Genomic DNA, 15,733 nt, shown 5'->3' on the forward strand with positions numbered 1-15,733 from the left:
CCGCCGGTTTCCCGGCGTTAACGCACGAGCCGCCCAGGCTCCCTTCCGCCGGCCGGCGGGAGGGAGCATGAGCGGCTCGTAGGGCAGCTAGTTGTCCTTGGTGCCCAGGGTGGTCTGCTGTACCTGCATCAGGAACTCGACGTTGGACTGCGTCTCCCGGATCTTGCCGGTGAGCAGTTCCAGCGCCTGCTGGGTATCCAGGCCGGACAGGACCCGGCGCAGCTTCCACATGATCTTGACTTCATCCGGGGAGAGCAGGTTCTCTTCGCGTCGGGTACCCGATGCGTTGACGTCCACGGCCGGGAAGATGCGCTTGTCCGCGAGGTTGCGGGACAGGCGCAGTTCCATGTTGCCGGTGCCCTTGAATTCCTCGAAGATGACCTCGTCCATCTTGGATCCGGTCTCCACCAGGGCCGTGGCCAGGATGGTCAGCGATCCGCCGTTTTCGATGTTGCGGGCAGCACCGAAGAAACGCTTGGGCGGGTACAGTGCCGAGGAGTCGACACCGCCGGAGAGGATACGGCCCGACGCCGGGGCGGCCAGGTTGTAGGCACGTCCCAGACGCGTCATGGAGTCCAGCAGCACCACGACGTCGTTGCCCATTTCCACCAGGCGCTTGGCGCGCTCGATGGCCAGCTCGGCAACGGTGGTGTGGTCATCGGCGGGGCGGTCGAAGGTGGAGGCAATAACCTCGCCCTTGACCGTGCGCTGCATGTCCGTGACTTCCTCGGGACGTTCGTCCACGAGGACCATCATGAGGTGGACCTCAGGATTGTTGATCGTGATGGCGTTGGCAATCGCCTGCAGGATGAGCGTCTTGCCGGCCTTCGGCGGGGAAACGATCAGGCCGCGCTGGCCCTTGCCGATCGGAGCCACGAGGTCAATGACACGCGGGCCGATCACCTTGGCGGAGGTCTCCAGGCGCAGGCGCTCGGAGGGGTACAGCGGAACCAGCTTGGAGAACTCCACGCGGTCCTTGTTGTCCTCGGCGGGCTTGCCGTTGACGGACGTGAGGCGGACCAGCGCGTTGAACTTCTGGCGCTGGTTTCCACCCTGGTTTTCACCTTCGCGGGGGGCGCGGATGGCGCCGACGACGGCGTCGCCCTTGCGCAGGTTGTACTTCTTGACCTGGGCGAGGGAAACGTAGACATCGTTCGGGCCCGGCAGGTAGCCGGAGGTGCGGACGAAGGCGTAGTTTTCCAGGACGTCGAGGATGCCGGCTACGGGCAGCAGCACGTCGTCTTCAGTGACCTCGACGTCATCGACCTCGGGGTTCTGGTTACGGTTGCGGCGGCGCTCGTTGCGGTCACGGAAACGATCGTTCCGGTCGCCGCGGTCATTGCGCTCGTTGCGGTTCCGGTTGCGGCGGTTGCGTCCGCGCCCGTTCTCGTCATTGTCGTCGCGGTTGTTATCGCGGTCCCGGTTGTTGTCGCGGTCGCGGTTGTTATCGCGGTCCCGGTTGTTATCGCGGTCCCGGTTGTTGCCGCGGTCCCGGTTGTTGTCGCGGTCCCGGTTGTTGTCGCCGTCGCGGTTGTTGTCGCGGTCGCGGTTGTTGTCCCGGTTGCCGCCGTTGTCGCGGTCCGAGCGGCTGCGGCGCTCACGGCGTTCGCCGCGCTCGTCGTCGCCGGCGTTCCGGTTCTCGGATCCGTTCCCGGACGCGTTATTCGACGCTGCGTTGTTGTTCGAAGCAGCATTGCTCGAAGACGCGTTGTTTGAAGCAGCGTTGCTCGAAGACGCGTTGTTGGACGCAGCGTTGTTCGAAGCAGTGTTGTTCGAAGCAGCATTGTTGGACGCGGCCTCCTCTGCGGGTGCATCGGCGGAAGCGCTTACCGTGCCGTTGGACTCGTTGGAGTCGCTGCGGCGGTTGCGGCTGCGGCGGTTGCCGCGCTCGCGCTGGCCCTCTTCGCGTCCGCTGTCTTCGCGTGCCTCGCGGTTCCGGGCCGGAGCCGTTTCCTCGGCGGGCGCCGCTGCGGGTGCCGCCGGCTCAACCGGAGCAGCCTCGGCCGGAGCAGAGGTGACGACGCCGTCACTGGCTGCGCGGCGGTTGCGGTTGCGGGTACGCGGGGGGCGGGTCGGCTCGGCGTCCGCGGACTGCTCTGCGGGAGCAGCTGCGGTCTTCTCCGGTGCGGAGATGCCCTTGGCTGCGTCACCGGCTTCGCTGCGGGAACCGCGCACGGGGCGGTCGGCTACGGCGCCGCCGCGCTGGTGATTGGAAATGGCCGTCACCAGGTCTCCCTTACGCATACGGGACCCCCCGGTAATGCCGAGCTGTCCGGCAAGCGCCTGGAGCTGCGCGAGCTTCAGGCCTGCAAGACCTGTGCTCTTGGATGTGTTCTCGCCGGTTGAACCGGCGGATGCTGAATCCACGCCTGCAGTCAGGCTAGTGGTATCTGTCACGAAGGATCCTTCCCCCTCGTCGGGCGGTCCGGCGCAATGCCGGCCGCGGTGATTGGCCCCGGCCCCAAAGATCAGACATTGGGCCAGGGTTCGCTTGGCTACCGGTCCGTTGACCGGAGAAAGGCGAATCTGCTGGGTGCCTTGCATAAGAAGAATCCACGCAGCGTCTGGACAGCTTCGCTGCCGAACACGCGTCGTTCAAGCGGGACACGCCGCTTCTTGGCGGTTCCTTTGAAGGCTGCACCGGAGACTGTGCCTCCGCGGGTGGGCAATTGAATCAAGGAAGATCACCGCGAGACGGGTGTAGTGACACCTGACGGCGGCAAAGTGCTTTCAACGAAAGCCCGGGGCGGCCCGAAACGGACGGCTACCTGCGGAAGCACAAAACGGAGAATTTACCGCTGGTGCCCTTCCACTCTAGCACCATCTCGCTCCACACCAAGCCGCAGAACACGCCAGTTTTCGCCGGATCCCGCTGCCCGCAGATGTTCGGTCATGGCCTGTTCCGCCTCCCGGGCGGCAGCATCGCCGTCGGCCAGGCAGAGCACTGTGGGACCGGCTCCGGAAATCACGGCCGCAAAGCCGGCGGAGCGCAGTGCCTGCAGCAGCCGTGCGCTGGGCAGCATGGCGGGTGCACGGAACTCCTGGTGCAGGGCGTCCCGGGTTCCCTCAAGCAGCAGCGAGGGGTCCACCGTCAACGCGTGGATCAGCAGTGCGGCGCGTCCCGCATTGGCCGCTGCGGTCCGGTGCGCCACGGTGGCGGGCAGCAGGCCGCGGGCACTGGCAGTGGAAAGCTCGACGTCGGGGATGGCGACCACGGGAATCACCCGGGGGTGGACGGCCGCGCGGGCAGACCGGAAAACCCCGTCCGTCTCCCAGGACACGGCGAGATCGCCGGCGAGGGCGGGCGCCACGTTGTCCGGGTGCCCCTCGAGGGCCGAGCACGCATGCAGGAGGCCGGCAGTATCCAGGCGGGCTTCGGCGGGCAGCAGGGAATTCGCTGCGAGGACGCCCGAGACAATGGCCGAGGCCGAGGATCCCAGCCCGCGGCCGTGCGGAATGGCGTTCTCTGCACTCAGGTGCAGGCCCTGGACGCCGTATCCGGCATCCTGAAGGGTCGAGAGCAGGGTCCGGACCACCAGATGCGAGGCATCCCGCGGAACGTCTCCCGCTCCCTCTCCCGCAACGTCGACGACGATGCCCCCGGTGTCCGAAGTGCGTACCCGGACCGTGTCATACAACGTCAGGGCCAGGCCGAGGGAGTCGAATCCCGGGCCGAGGTTTGCGCTGGTGGCCGGGACCGTGACGGTCACCTCCTGGCCGGCGAGCACCATGGCACCGGAAAGTTGTCCGGGCAGATCCACCTGCATCTGCGGACCTACTTGGCGCCGGCGGCGGACGGTGCCGCTTCCAGGCCCAGCGCAGCTGCCACGCTGACGACGTCGAAGTCCACCTTGGTGGGTTCAACATCGGAGCCGTCGGCGGTGCGCAGGGCCCACTGCGGGTCCTTCAGGCCGTGGCCGGTCACCGTGATGACAATGGTTTTCCCGGCCGGAACTTCCCCGGCGGCATGCTTTTTGAGCAGCCCGGCCACGCCTGCCGCGGACGCCGGCTCCACGAACACGCCTTCACGGGAGGAAAGCCAGCGGTGTGCATCCAGGATTTCCGTGTCCGTGACGGCCTCGATCAGGCCGCCGGATTCATCGCGGGCGGCAATGGCGGCGTCCCAGGAGGCAGGGTTGCCGATGCGGATGGCGGTGGCGATGGTGTCCGGGTCCGTGACCGGGTGGCCCTTCACCAGCGGCGAGGCACCTTCGGCCTGGAAGCCCCACATGTGCGGAGTCTTCGTGGCCACCGGCGCCAGTTCCTCGCCCGTCACGTTGGTGTAAGGGGCGGAATACTCCTTGTAGCCCTTCCAGTACGCGGTGATGTTTCCGGCGTTGCCTACGGGCAGCAGGTGGTAGTCGGGGGCGTCGCCGAGGTAGTCCACCACTTCGAAGGACGCGGTTTTCTGGCCTTCGATGCGCGCGGGGTTCACGGAGTTCACGAGGAACACCGGGTAGGCCTCGGCCAGCTTGCGCGCCACCTCCAGGCAGTTGTCAAAGTTGCCTCGGACCTGCAGCAGCTGCGCTCCGTGGGCAATGGCCTGGCTCAGCTTGCCCATGGAGATCTTGCCGTCCGGAACCAGCACGGCGCAGGTGATGCCGGCCTGCGTGGCGTAGGCGGCGGCCGAGGCGCTGGTGTTGCCGGTGGACGCGCAGACCACGGCCTTGGCACCGGATTCCACGGCGGCGGTCATCGCCATGGTCATCCCGCGGTCCTTGAAGGATCCGGTGGGGTTCATGCCTTCGACCTTGAGGTAGACCTCGGAGCCGGTCAGTTCGGACAGCGCCTTGGCCCGGACCAGCGGGGTACCGCCTTCGCCCAGGGTAATGATCTCGGTGCTGTCGGTGACCGGAAGACGTTCAGCGTATTCGCGGATAACGCCGCGCCATTGGTGAGCCACGGCTCAGACTCCTTCTACCCGCAGGACGGATTTGACTGAAGTGATGACGTCAAGGTCCTTGATGGCCTCAACGGTGGCCGCCAGGGCGGCCTCGGAAGCACGGTGCGTGACAAAGCGCAGCTCGGCGCTGGCCCCTTCACCGTGGATGGTCTGGCGCATGGTTTCAATGGAGACGCCGTGTTCGGAGAAGACACGGGCGACGGCGGCCAGCACGCCGGGCTGGTCCGCCACCTCCAATCCGATCGAGTAGCTGGTGGTGACGGTCTCCAGCGGCAGTGCCGGCAGGGATCCGCTGGGCCGCCCGGCCGGAACCGGCCCGCCCAGCACCAGCCGGCGCGCTGCGGTCACAACGTCGCCCATCACTGCCGAGGCGGTAGGGGCGCCGCCGGCACCCTGGCCGTAGAACATCAGCTCGCCGGCATTTTCCGCCTCTACGAACACGGCGTTGAAGGCCCCGTGCACGGCGGCCAGCGGATGCCGGCGCGGCAGCAGCGTGGGGTGCACGCGTACGCTGACGCCTTCGCCGCCGTCGCCGTCCGCAAATTTCTCGGCGATGGCCAGCAGTTTGATGACAAACCCGGCATCCTTCGCGGCGCTGATGTCCTCGGCGGTCACGGAGCTGATGCCCTCGCAGGACACGGCAGACAGATCGAAGCCGGTGTGGAACGCGAGGGACGCCAGGATGGCCCCCTTGGCCGCGGCGTCGTGCCCCTCGACGTCGGCGGTGGGGTCCGCTTCGGCGTACCCGAGGCGCTGGGCATCGGCCAGGGCATCGACGAACTGCGCTCCGGTGGAGTCCATCGCGTCGAGGATGTAATTGGTGGTGCCGTTGACGATGCCCATGACCTTGGTGATGCGGTCTCCGGAGAGGCTGTCGCGGATGGGCCGCAGGATGGGGATGGCCCCGGCAACCGCGGCCTCGTAGGAGAGCTGGACGCCCGCGGCGTCGGCCTTTTCATACAGGGACGCGCCGTCTGCCGCGAGCAGCGCCTTGTTTCCGGTGACGACGGCGGCTCCCGCTCCGAGGGCGTGCAGGATCAGGGTGCGGGCCGGCTCGAGGCCGCCCATCAACTCGATGACGATGTCCGCGTCTGCCACGAGGGACTCGGCGTCCGTGGTGAACAGGTTTACCGGCAGGTCCACATCGCGCGGAGCATCCACGGTGCGCACGGCGATGCCGGTGAGCTCCAGCCGGGCGCCGAGGCGGGCGGTGAGGTCCGCAGCGTCGTCGAGGAGGATCCGGGCCACCTGTGAACCCACGTTCCCACACCCCAGCAGGGCTACTTTCAGGGTCTTCATATGTTGTGCCAACTCCTTGCAGGGATTAGGAAACGTCGCGTGCCAGCAGGTCGTCTTCGGTCTCGCCGCGCACAATGAGCCGTGCCGCGCCGTCCCGGACGGCCACCACGGGCGGGCGGGTCAGGTAGTTGTAGTTGCTGGCGAGCACCCAGCAGTACGCTCCGGTTCCCGGAACGGCCAGCAGGTCCCCTGCGGCAACATCACCGGGAAGGTAGGCGTCCCTCACCACTATGTCGCCGCTTTCGCAGTGTTTGCCAACCACCCGTGAAATAACCGCGTCATCTTCGGAGGTCCGCGAGGCCAGCACCGCAGAGTAATCCGCTCCGTAGAGCACGGGCCGGGCATTGTCGCTCATCCCGCCGTCCACGCTGACGTACCGGCGCGGGGAGGTGCCGCCGTCGGGCATGTCCACCCGCACGGTCTTCATGGTGCCGGCGCGGTAGAGGGTGAAGGTGCTCGGCCCCACGATGGCGCGTCCGGGTTCAATGGAGATCCGCGGAACGGCCAGTCCCAGTTCGGCGCAGGTACTGCCGACGACGGCGGCCATCGCGTTGGCGATCTCGGCCGCCGGACGCGGGGCATCGGCTTCCGTGTAGGCAATGCCGTAGCCGCCGCCCAGATCCAGTTCGGCCAGTTCGACGCCGTAGCCCTGCTTCACCTCGGCCAGGAAGCCGAGCAGCCGCCGGGCAGCGAGCTCGAATCCGGCGGATTCGAAGATCTGCGAACCGATGTGGCAGTGCACGCCCACCAGGAGCACGCCGTCGTGCTTCAGCGCCCGCTCCACGGCGGCCAGGGCCGGAGACATTCCGTCCAGGGCCGGGTCCGGCACCATGGAGAGGCCGAACTTCTGGTCCTCGTGGGCGGTGGCAATGAACTCATGCGTGGAGGCGTGCACGCCCGGGGTCAGCCGGAGCATCACGTGGGCACGTTCGCCGCGGGAGGCAGCCAGGTCCCCCAGCATTTCCAGTTCGTCCAGGCTGTCCACCACAATCCGGCCCAGCTCCATGTCCAGGGCCCGGGTCAGTTCGGCGAGGGACTTGTTGTTGCCGTGCAGGCCCAGCTGGCTGCCGTGGAGGCCGGCGCGGCGTGCCACGGCCAGTTCCCCGCCGGAGCAGGTGTCCAGGCGCAGCCCTTCGGAGGAGACCCAGCGGGCCACTTCGGTGCAGAGGAAGGACTTGCCCGCATAGTAGACGTCCACTCCCCCGCACAGGTCTGCGAAGGCCGCGTCAAAGGAGTCCTTGAAGTCACGGGCACGGGCACGGAAGTCGGTTTCGGACATCACGAACACCGGCGTGCCGAAGTCCTCCGCGATCCGGGACACGGGAATGCCGGAGATCTCCAGTTCGCCGCCGTCGCCCCGCGCCACGTCCTGCGCCCACAGCTGCGGGCGCAGGACGTTGGCGTCCTCGGGGTGGCTCAGCCAGTGCGGAGCCAGGGGTGAAGCAGTCATGAATTACATCCGTTCGGGTGCGGAGACTCCCAGCAGGCCCAGGCCGTTGGCCAGGACCTGGCGTGCGGCCAGGTTCAGCCACAGCCTGGTGCGGTTGGTGTCGGTGATTTCCTCGTCGCCCTGGGGGGCGATGCGGCAGGCGTCATACCAGCGGTGGTAGGTGCCGGCAATGACTTCCAGGTGGCGGGCGACGCGGTGCGGTTCGCGGAAGGCGGAAGCCTGCGCGACGACGCCGGGGTACTGTCCCAGCGCAGCCAGCAGCGCGCTTTCGGTCGGGTGGCTCAGCAGCGAGGCATCGAACGCGGAATCGTCCACGCCGGCGGCCTCGGCGTTGCGGGCCAGGGCGTGGGTGCGGGCGTGGGCGTACTGGACGTAGAACACCGGGTTCTCGTTGCTCCGCTTGGTCAGCAGGTCCAGGTCCACGTCGATGTTGGAATCGGCGGAGAAGCGGGCCAGGGTGTAGCGGGCGGCGTCCACGCCCACGGCATCCACGAGGTCCTCGAGGGTGACCACGGTGCCGGCGCGCTTGGACATGCGTACGGGCTTGCCGTCCTTGACCAGGTTGACCATCTGGCCGATCAGCACCTCCACGCACTCCGGGTCATGGCCCAGTGCTGCTGCCGCGGCCTTCAGGCGTGCCACGTAACCGTGGTGGTCCGCGCCCAGCATGTAGACGTTCAGATCGAAGCCGCGCTCGCGCTTGTTGTGGATGTAGGCAATGTCACCGGCAATGTAGGCGGCGTTGCCGTCCGACTTGATGACCACGCGGTCCTTGTCGTCGCCGAACTCGCTGGAGTTCAGCCACCAGGCGCCGTCCTTCTCATACAGGTTTCCCGAGCCCTTGAGCTGTTCCAGGAGCTTGTCCACCTGGCCGTTTTCGTGCAGGGAGTCCTCGTGGAAGAAGACGTCGAAGTCCACGCCGAAGTTGTGCAGGGATTCCTTGATGTCGCCGAACATAAAGTCCACACCCACGGCGCGGAAGCGTTCCTGTGCTTCGGCGTCGGGCAGGTCCATGATGCCCGGCTCGGCCGCCAGCACCCGGTTGGCAATGTCCACGATGTACTCGCCGGCGTAGCCGTCTTCCGGTGCGGGCTCGCCCTTGGCGGAGGCAAGGAGGGAGCGGGCAAAGCGGTCAATCTGCGCGCCGTGGTCATTGAAGTAGTACTCGCGGGTGACCTCGGCGCCCTGGGACTGGAAGACCCGGGCCAGGGCATCGCCGACGGCGGCCCAGCGGGTGCCGCCCAGGTGGATGGGGCCGGTGGGGTTGGCGGAAACGAACTCCAGGTTGATCCGCGTGCCCTTGAGGATTTCCGACGTGCCGTAGGCAGGGCCGGCGTCGACAATGGCCTTGGCCAGTTCACCGGCCGCACCGGCGTCGAGGGTGATGTTCAGGAAGCCGGGGCCGGCAATGTCGACCTTGGCCACCCCGTCGATCTGTTCCAGGCGGCCCTTGAGGATCTCGGCGAACTGGCGGGGGTTCATACCGGCCTGCTTGGAGAGCTGCAGGGCGATGTTGGTGGCCCAGTCACCGTGGTCCCGGTTCTTGGGGCGCTCCACGCGCACCTCCCCCGGCAGTTCGATGCTGAAGTCACCGGCATCGATGGCGGCTTGGAGGCAGGCGGTTACGGCGGAGGAAAGTTCTTCAGGAGTCACCGGTTAAGCATAGCCGGGTGCGGCCTGCGTCCTGTTTTGTATGACGGGCCTTACTCTCTGCGGGTTCACAGCCCGCCGACCCTGCAACGGTATCCACGATGCGATGTAATGAAAGGGTAGAGTCCCCCACTCCAAGGAGAACCGTGAACCGAGCGAGCAAATCCCTGCTGTGCGCCGCCGCCGGCCTGTCCCTGCTTTCCGCCGCCGGCTGTGCCTCGGGCGAGGACACCGCCACCGCAGATCCGGCTCCGGCTGAGTCTCCCGCTTCGTCGTCCGCTGCTTCGGCTCCTGCTTCGTCCCCCGCGTCGTCCCCCGCGGCTGCCCCCGACGCTGCCCCCGACGCTGCCCCCGACGCTGCAGCCGGTTCCGGCAGCTACGCCGACGGCGAGTACACCGGCACCGGTAGCTACATCCCGCCGTCGGGCACCTCGGAGGACGTGGATGTGACGCTGCGGCTGGAAAACGGCGTAGTGGCGGAACTGGACGTCGAGACCTCGCAGAAGAACCCGACCTCCAAGCAGTACCAGCGTGAATTCACGTCCGGCGTCAAGGAGCAGGTGGTCGGTAAGAGTCTGGACGAACTCGATGTGGACAAGGTGGCCGGTTCCTCGCTGACCAGCCAGGGCTTCAACCGTGCCCTGGATGCCATCCGTTCCGAAGCTACGTCTTAGGACAGCACCCGTGCATACCCTGGGGTTTGAGGCGATCGGCACGCAGTGGTCCCTGTCCACCGCAGAGCCCCTGGCCCCGGAGACCCGGGCTGCGGTCGCGGAACTGGTCGACGGCTATGACCGGACCTATTCACGCTTCCGGTCCGATTCCACCGTGGCACGGATGGCCCGGGCAGCAGGAAACTGGAAACTGCCCGCCTCGGCGGCACCCCTGCTGACGCTCTTCGATGCCCTGCAGCGGCTGACGGACGGAGCAGTGAACCCGCTGGTGGGACGCTCGCTGGAGGTCCTGGGGTACGACGCCGGGTACAGCTTCCAGCCCTCCGGTCCCCCGCTGAGGGCAGCCGGGTGGAAGGACACGGTGTCCTGGACTGCCGACGCCGGCGGCTCCGTCCTGACGACGGCGGCTCCGGTCACCTTCGATATCGGTGCCGCCGGGAAGGGCCAGCTGGTGGATCTGGTCAGTGCGCTCCTGGCGGAGGCGGGCCTCCGGGAGTATGTGGTGGACGCGGGATCCGACCTGCGCCAGGCCGGAGGCGAACCCCTGCGTGTGGCGCTGGAGCATCCGTATGACACCACCCGGGGCATCGGCGTGGTGACCCTTTCGGACCGGGCGTTGTGTGCCTCGGCCGTGAACCGGCGGCAGTGGGGGGACGGGCTGCACCACGTGCTCGATGCCCGCACCGGAGCCCCGGTGGATACCGTGGCGGCCACCTGGGTGCTGGCAGCGGATGCCATGACTGCCGACGGCCTGGCCACTGCCCTGTTCTTCGCTGAACCGCAGGCGCTGGCCTCCGAATTCGAGTTTGATTATGTCCGGATGTTCAGCGACGGCCGGGCCGACTATTCCCCTGCAATGGCTGGAGTCCTGTTTACATGAGCATTTCCGCCCCTGCCGCACCGCGGACCCTGAACACCTTCCTGGGCCGCTGGACCATGTACCGGCTGACGGTCTGGCTGCTGCTGGCCTGTGTCGCCTGGTCCTTTGTGCTCTCCCTTGCCGGAGTGCTTTTCTACACCCCGGCCGAGCTGGGGGCCACGCTGCTGACCGCTGTGGCTTCCACTCTGGTCACCAGCCGGGTTGCCGGGCTGCTCCTGCGCACGCGTCCACAGACCGACTCCTCGCTGATTACCGGCCTGCTGCTGTATTTCCTGTTCTGGCCGGGCACCGAGGGCATGCAACTCGGCACCGTAGCACTGGCGGGTGCTGTGGCGACGGCGTCGAAATACGTCCTTGCCGTCCGGCGCCGGCACATTTTCAACCCCGTGGCCGTGGGAGCTTTCGTGGTTGCTGCCACCGGTCTCGGCGGGGCTGTCTGGTGGGTGGCTACGCCGTGGATGCTGGTTGCCGTGCTGCCGGCATCGCTGCTGATCCTGTACCGGAACCGCCTACTCCCGATGGCCGCGGTGTTCGCCCTGACAGCCGTGGTGGTGCTCCTGTTCCGCTTTGCGGCGAACGGTGAACCGCCTGCTGATGCCCTTGTCACCGTGACGGGTTCCTATCCCCTGGTGTTTTTGGCCGGATTCATGCTCACCGAGCCGCTGACCCTTCCTCCGCTGCGCGTTCAGCGGCTGCTGGAGGCCGCCGTCGTCGGCGTGCTTTTTGCCGTGCCGCTGTCCCTGGGTCCGGTTCTGATGTCTCCGGAGCTGGCCCTGCTCGTGGGCAATGCGCTCGCCTTTGTGCTGGGACAGCGGGGAGCTGTCCGGCTGCGGCTGCTGGAAACCCGTGAACTGACGCCGACCGCCCGGGAACTGGTGTTTCAGCCGTCCCGTCCTGTCCGCTTCCGTGCGGGGCAGTATCTTGAGCTTTCGGTGCCGCACTTTGAGCCGGACTCGCGGGGAACCCGCCGTATCTTCAGCATCACCACGGCTCCTTCGGAGCCGGACACTGCAGCGGTGGGACTCCGGGTGGCTGATCCTTCCAGCAGCTTCAAGAGAAGCCTGCTGAAGATGCGTCCGGGTGCCGAGCTGACGGCGACTACGGTGGCCGGAGACTTCCTGCTTCCGCGGGACCGGAGCAAACCGGTGCTGATGATTGCCTCCGGTATCGGCATTACTCCGTTCATCAGCCAGCTGCGCCAGGTGTGCGGCGAAGACCGGGACATTGTGCTGGTGTATGCGGCATCCTCCGTTGAGGAACTTGCCTATGCCGGGGAGCTGCAATCGATGGATGTTCGCGTGCTGGTCTGCACCCCTTCCGATCCCGGGATTCCGGGATGGACCTGGCTGGGTCCGGGGCTTCCCGACGAGGCGGTCCTCAGCCGGGAAATTCCCGACATCAGCAACCGGGCCGTGTATGTTTCCGGTTCGCCCGGTGCAGTGGCTGCGGCCCGGAAAGCCGTCCGCGGTGCCGGGGGGCGGCGGATCCGTACGGATCCGTTCCTGGGCTACTAGGCGTACTCCGACGGCTACCGGGTCCTCTCCCTGGACTCTTGGGCGTCTCAGCGACGGGTACCCGGCACCGGGCCTCTCGCTGGACTCCTGAACTCCTAGGTCCTGGGCTCCGGGGTTCCTGAACTCCTGGGTTCCGGGGCTCTTGGGTTCCAACATGGCTGCCAAGTGCCCACGTCTGGACCACCGGGTACCCGCCGCAGAGATACGCCGCCGGCCGAGGCGCCCTCATCCATCCGGTGTAAAGACCGGGTTCTCCGGTTGAGACCGAGGCAGGCTACAGGCTCGTGGGTGAACCGGCGGCGGCTCAGCCTGGCCATGGATTAGAACGTCCGCCGCTTAGAAGGGCGGAGGCTCTTCCCTGCCGTCCTCCTGGCCGCCGAGCGGGAATGTCTGTCCCTGCCGGTCCCGATCCTGCCGATCCCGATCCTGAGCGGGCGATTCCGGTTTCAGACGTCCCGCTTCTGAGCGCCCCAGTTCCAGGAACGGTTCGGTCCGGTAGACCCGTCCCGTCGGTGAGGTCCACTCCATCACTCCCGGTTCGGGTTGGGTGGCTTTCCAGAATCCCAGGGTCTTGAACCGGTGGTGCCGGCGGCACAGGTGTTCCAGGTTTCCGTGTTCGGTGTCGCCGCCTTTCGCCCAGTCGGTGGTGTGGTCGATTTCCGTGACCGCGGTGCTGACCCGGCAGCCGGGGAACCGGCAGGTTCCGTCCCGGGCTCTGAGCCAGCGGGCGAGTCCGGCGGGGACTTTCCGGCGTCTGCCTACCCCGAGGATCTCTCCGGTGGTGGGGTCCTGGGCCAGTCCGGTCCAGTGGGCGGCGTTGCGGGCGAGTCTGCGGGCTGCGTCGGCGCTGATCGGCCCGTAGCCGTGCAGCTCGGCAGGCTTCTCGTCGGCACCGAACAACGTTTCGGCGTTGATCAACACCATGATCTCCGCCCGAGGCAGAACACCCATGGACCCGGACGACTCATCAGATTCGGGGTCACCGACTTTGCCGGGCGTGCCTGCTTGGTTAGCGTTGCCGGCTCCACGTCCGCCGCGTCCACCGCGCACGTTGAACCCGTCCTCTCTACCGGCCCCGCCGCGTCCTCCGCTCCGACCAGCACCCTCCCGCAGGACCCCGCCACCGCCGCTACGGGGTGAACCAAGGCCGCCCATGAGCAGTTGGGTCAGGATGTCGGCCCGCAGCTGGTCCGCTGTCCGCGGGTCCCCGTCCGCCTGTTCACCACGGGCTGAGGTACACAACGCTGTGTAGATCTGCTGGGCATGCTCGGCCCGTAGATGGGCCGACAGCCAGGACATGCCGTCCTCATCGCGTTCCAGGACCACCTTGCGTTTCTCGAACGCTGTCCGGTGCCGTTCGGGAATGGTTTCGGGATAGGTTTTCTCCCGCAGCCGGCGGGCTTTGGCGCAGAACTGTGGCCGGGTTATGCCTTCGGCTTTGGCGAGCAGCTCCGCCTCAAACCCGGGAAGTTCCGCGGAGGGTATGTTCTCGCACTGATCCAGGACCACCTGCGCGTGCGCGTAACTGAAGCGTCCTTGTTCCAATCCGTTGAGGGTGGCGGTGTGGGTGGTGCAGAGTCTGCCGGCTTCGACCACCATGCCTTGGGCGGTGGTCTGGGGAACGTTCAGGATCGCGGCGCATTCGGAGGCAGCGAGGCTGAACGCGATCCCCGGCCCTTCCTTCCCCCAGGTAGACGACAGATGGTTCCGGAAGAGTTCCTCCATATGGTTGATCGCCCGGGCTTGCTGGGCCTGCGTCCACCGAACCAAATGCGACAGCCTCGCCAACACCTCGCCGGTGGCGTGTTCGTCGAAGGACTCCAGATTCGCCATCGCCAGCACCCCAGTAAACCCATCCGGAAAGCCCTCACCATCAGCACCGGTGGCACCTGTGGCGGGCTCCGCAGGCTCAGCGGCCGCCGAACCCGTGGTGTCCTCTGGGACGGGTTCGGGTTCGGCGGCTGCAGCCGTTCGGCCGTGGTCGGCGGATGCGGATCCGGTCTCCGGCCCCGCAGCGGAATCCGATGTGGACCCTGCCGCCGGTCTTGCGGTGAAGTCGGAATCCGGCGCGGGAATGGCCGCGTCAAAGAGGGTGGCAGCAGGAGATGCGGCGGGATCGGTAGAGGCATCGCCGGTGTCGGTGTCTGCGGAACCGTCAGTGCCGGCCTGAGTGCCGCCGTCGTCGGAGTCCGTACCGTCGCCAGCGTCGCCACTGGCATCCGGAACCGCCCGATATACCGCCAGCGTGCAGGGCGTGCGTAAAGCATCCTCGTCGCCAGCCGAGCCTGCTGGCTGCTGGTCGTTACGATCCTGTTTTTCGGTTGTCCGTCCGGTGTTTCCGAGCTGATCCATACCCTCAGGATTTCACCCGGCACTGACATTTCCGGGCCGGAAACAGACCAAAAACGGCCCTCCCGGAAAACAAGAAATACCTGTCTTTCGAAGACCACTACCTACCCGTAATACAGAGCTCTGAGAACCGATTTGCACCCAAACGTTCGGCCGCAGAGTTCATTCCTCAGGACAGCACAGCGGGGAAGCGTATCGGTGCCCCGCCTGCGCTCCGGAACATGGGTTTTCCCCGTCCGCCTGAAACCTGCTAAGCTTCTTGAGTCCCACAGGACCTGCCGGTTTACCGGAGTCCTTGCCCTCGTAGCTCAGGGGATAGAGCGGTTGCCTCCGGAGCAACAGGCCGTAGGTTCGAATCCTATCGAGGGCACAAGAGACAACAGAGAACCCCGCACCGATCCGTCGGTGCGGGGTTCTTCTGTTTATCCGATCGGACCTGACGTTGTAGCGAAGCGCCAGCAGAAATATCGGCAAGCCGTCAGCAAATCGACTGCCCAACGCGACCGCCAGCGCCAGCACCAGCCCACTCAGCCCCTAATCCCGAGGAGCAGCAGCCTCCTCGACAGCGGCACGCACCGCAGGAGGGCAAAGAAAAAACCGCGGTTGCAACTCCTCCCACCCCCGATGCTTGGTCTTCATGCCGTACTCCAGGTGCGCCTGGTCCAGCGGATTGTCGGGAATCAACCCTGGGCTGGCCTCCCCCAGCAACTGGAAATGGTACATCCACCAGGATCCGTCCGCTTCCTGGTTCAGGAAGGTGGCTTCCACAGCCATCAGTTCCCGGCCCAGAGTCGCAACGCATTCGTCATAGCGCTCATGCAGCATCGCCATCCAGTTGTCGAACTCCGCTTCCCTGGAATCCAACAACCGAGCCCGACTCAACTCCATCCGCATCCCCGGAGGTACCGACGCCGGCATGGGCCAGCCCGGGGAGTCGGGAGCGGACGGCTGAAACGGGAGCGGCGGATATACGGGCTGCGTCATGCCAACGACTGTAAAGGAGCCAGGAAGTCC

The 15,733-nt window shown here is 66.6% G+C and carries 11 protein-coding genes and 1 tRNA gene; 4 read left to right on the plus strand and 8 right to left on the minus strand.

Annotated elements, in window-relative coordinates; genetic code table 11:
- Positions 1-87: 87 nt before the first annotated feature.
- From rho to argS, 6 genes are all read right to left on the minus strand, one after another.
- On the minus strand, positions 88-2,397 hold the full coding sequence (gene rho / locus GD627_RS16290; protein ID WP_152273409.1) for a transcription termination factor Rho: 2,310 nt from the start codon (positions 2,395-2,397) through the stop codon (positions 88-90).
- Between the two features lie 395 nt (positions 2,398-2,792).
- The gene (gene thrB, locus GD627_RS16295; protein ID WP_152273410.1) at positions 2,793-3,767 is read right to left on the minus strand and encodes a homoserine kinase; all 975 of its coding nucleotides are present in this window, start codon (positions 3,765-3,767) and stop codon (positions 2,793-2,795) included.
- An 8-nt stretch (positions 3,768-3,775) separates the two neighbouring features.
- On the minus strand, positions 3,776-4,903 hold the full coding sequence (thrC, locus tag GD627_RS16300) for a threonine synthase (protein ID WP_152273411.1): 1,128 nt from the start codon (positions 4,901-4,903) through the stop codon (positions 3,776-3,778).
- A gap of 3 nt (positions 4,904-4,906) precedes the next feature.
- The gene (locus GD627_RS16305) at positions 4,907-6,202 is read right to left on the minus strand and encodes a homoserine dehydrogenase (protein ID WP_152273412.1); all 1,296 of its coding nucleotides are present in this window, start codon (positions 6,200-6,202) and stop codon (positions 4,907-4,909) included.
- A gap of 25 nt (positions 6,203-6,227) precedes the next feature.
- Positions 6,228-7,652: a diaminopimelate decarboxylase gene (gene lysA, locus GD627_RS16310; protein ID WP_152273413.1), complete on the minus strand. Its 1,425-nt coding sequence runs from the start codon at positions 7,650-7,652 to the stop codon at positions 6,228-6,230.
- Between the two features lie 3 nt (positions 7,653-7,655).
- Entirely contained in the window at positions 7,656-9,305 is a 1,650-nt protein-coding gene (argS, locus tag GD627_RS16315) for an arginine--tRNA ligase (RefSeq protein ID WP_146361507.1), read from the minus strand.
- A 143-nt stretch (positions 9,306-9,448) separates the two neighbouring features.
- Here argS and GD627_RS16320 point away from each other — a divergent pair, with 143 nt between their 5' ends.
- From GD627_RS16320 to GD627_RS16330, 3 genes are read left to right on the plus strand one after another with little or no spacing between them, the layout of a single operon-like run.
- On the plus strand, positions 9,449-9,976 hold the full coding sequence (locus GD627_RS16320) for an FMN-binding protein (protein WP_152273414.1): 528 nt from the start codon (positions 9,449-9,451) through the stop codon (positions 9,974-9,976).
- A 10-nt stretch (positions 9,977-9,986) separates the two neighbouring features.
- A complete protein-coding gene (locus GD627_RS16325) occupies positions 9,987-10,856 on the plus strand; it encodes an FAD:protein FMN transferase (RefSeq protein ID WP_246165578.1) in 870 nt (289 codons plus the stop codon).
- The gene (locus tag GD627_RS16330) at positions 10,853-12,370 is read left to right on the plus strand and encodes an FAD-dependent oxidoreductase (protein ID WP_152273416.1); all 1,518 of its coding nucleotides are present in this window, start codon (positions 10,853-10,855) and stop codon (positions 12,368-12,370) included. Before GD627_RS16325 ends, GD627_RS16330 begins: the two co-directional genes overlap by 4 nt.
- Positions 12,371-12,706: 336 nt before the next feature.
- Here the strand turns inward: GD627_RS16330 and GD627_RS16335 are convergent, their stop codons facing one another.
- Positions 12,707-14,722 carry an HNH endonuclease signature motif containing protein gene (locus GD627_RS16335; RefSeq protein ID WP_152273417.1) on the minus strand — a complete coding sequence of 672 codons (2,016 nt, stop codon included), beginning with the start codon at positions 14,720-14,722 and terminating at the stop codon, positions 12,707-12,709.
- A 294-nt stretch (positions 14,723-15,016) separates the two neighbouring features.
- On the opposite strand from GD627_RS16335, the gene GD627_RS16340 reads away from it, so the two are divergent.
- Positions 15,017-15,089 (plus strand) — tRNA-Arg (locus GD627_RS16340).
- 164 nt (positions 15,090-15,253) lie between these two features.
- Here GD627_RS16340 and GD627_RS16345 read toward each other — a convergent pair.
- Positions 15,254-15,703 (minus strand): DUF6176 family protein, encoded by a 450-nt coding sequence (locus tag GD627_RS16345; RefSeq protein WP_194266087.1) that lies wholly within the window; start codon positions 15,701-15,703, stop codon positions 15,254-15,256.
- Positions 15,704-15,733: the final 30 nt, after the last annotated feature.

It is taken from the genome of Arthrobacter yangruifuii (assembly GCF_009192775.1).
Classification (GTDB): Bacteria; Actinomycetota; Actinomycetes; order Actinomycetales; family Micrococcaceae; genus Arthrobacter_B; species Arthrobacter_B yangruifuii.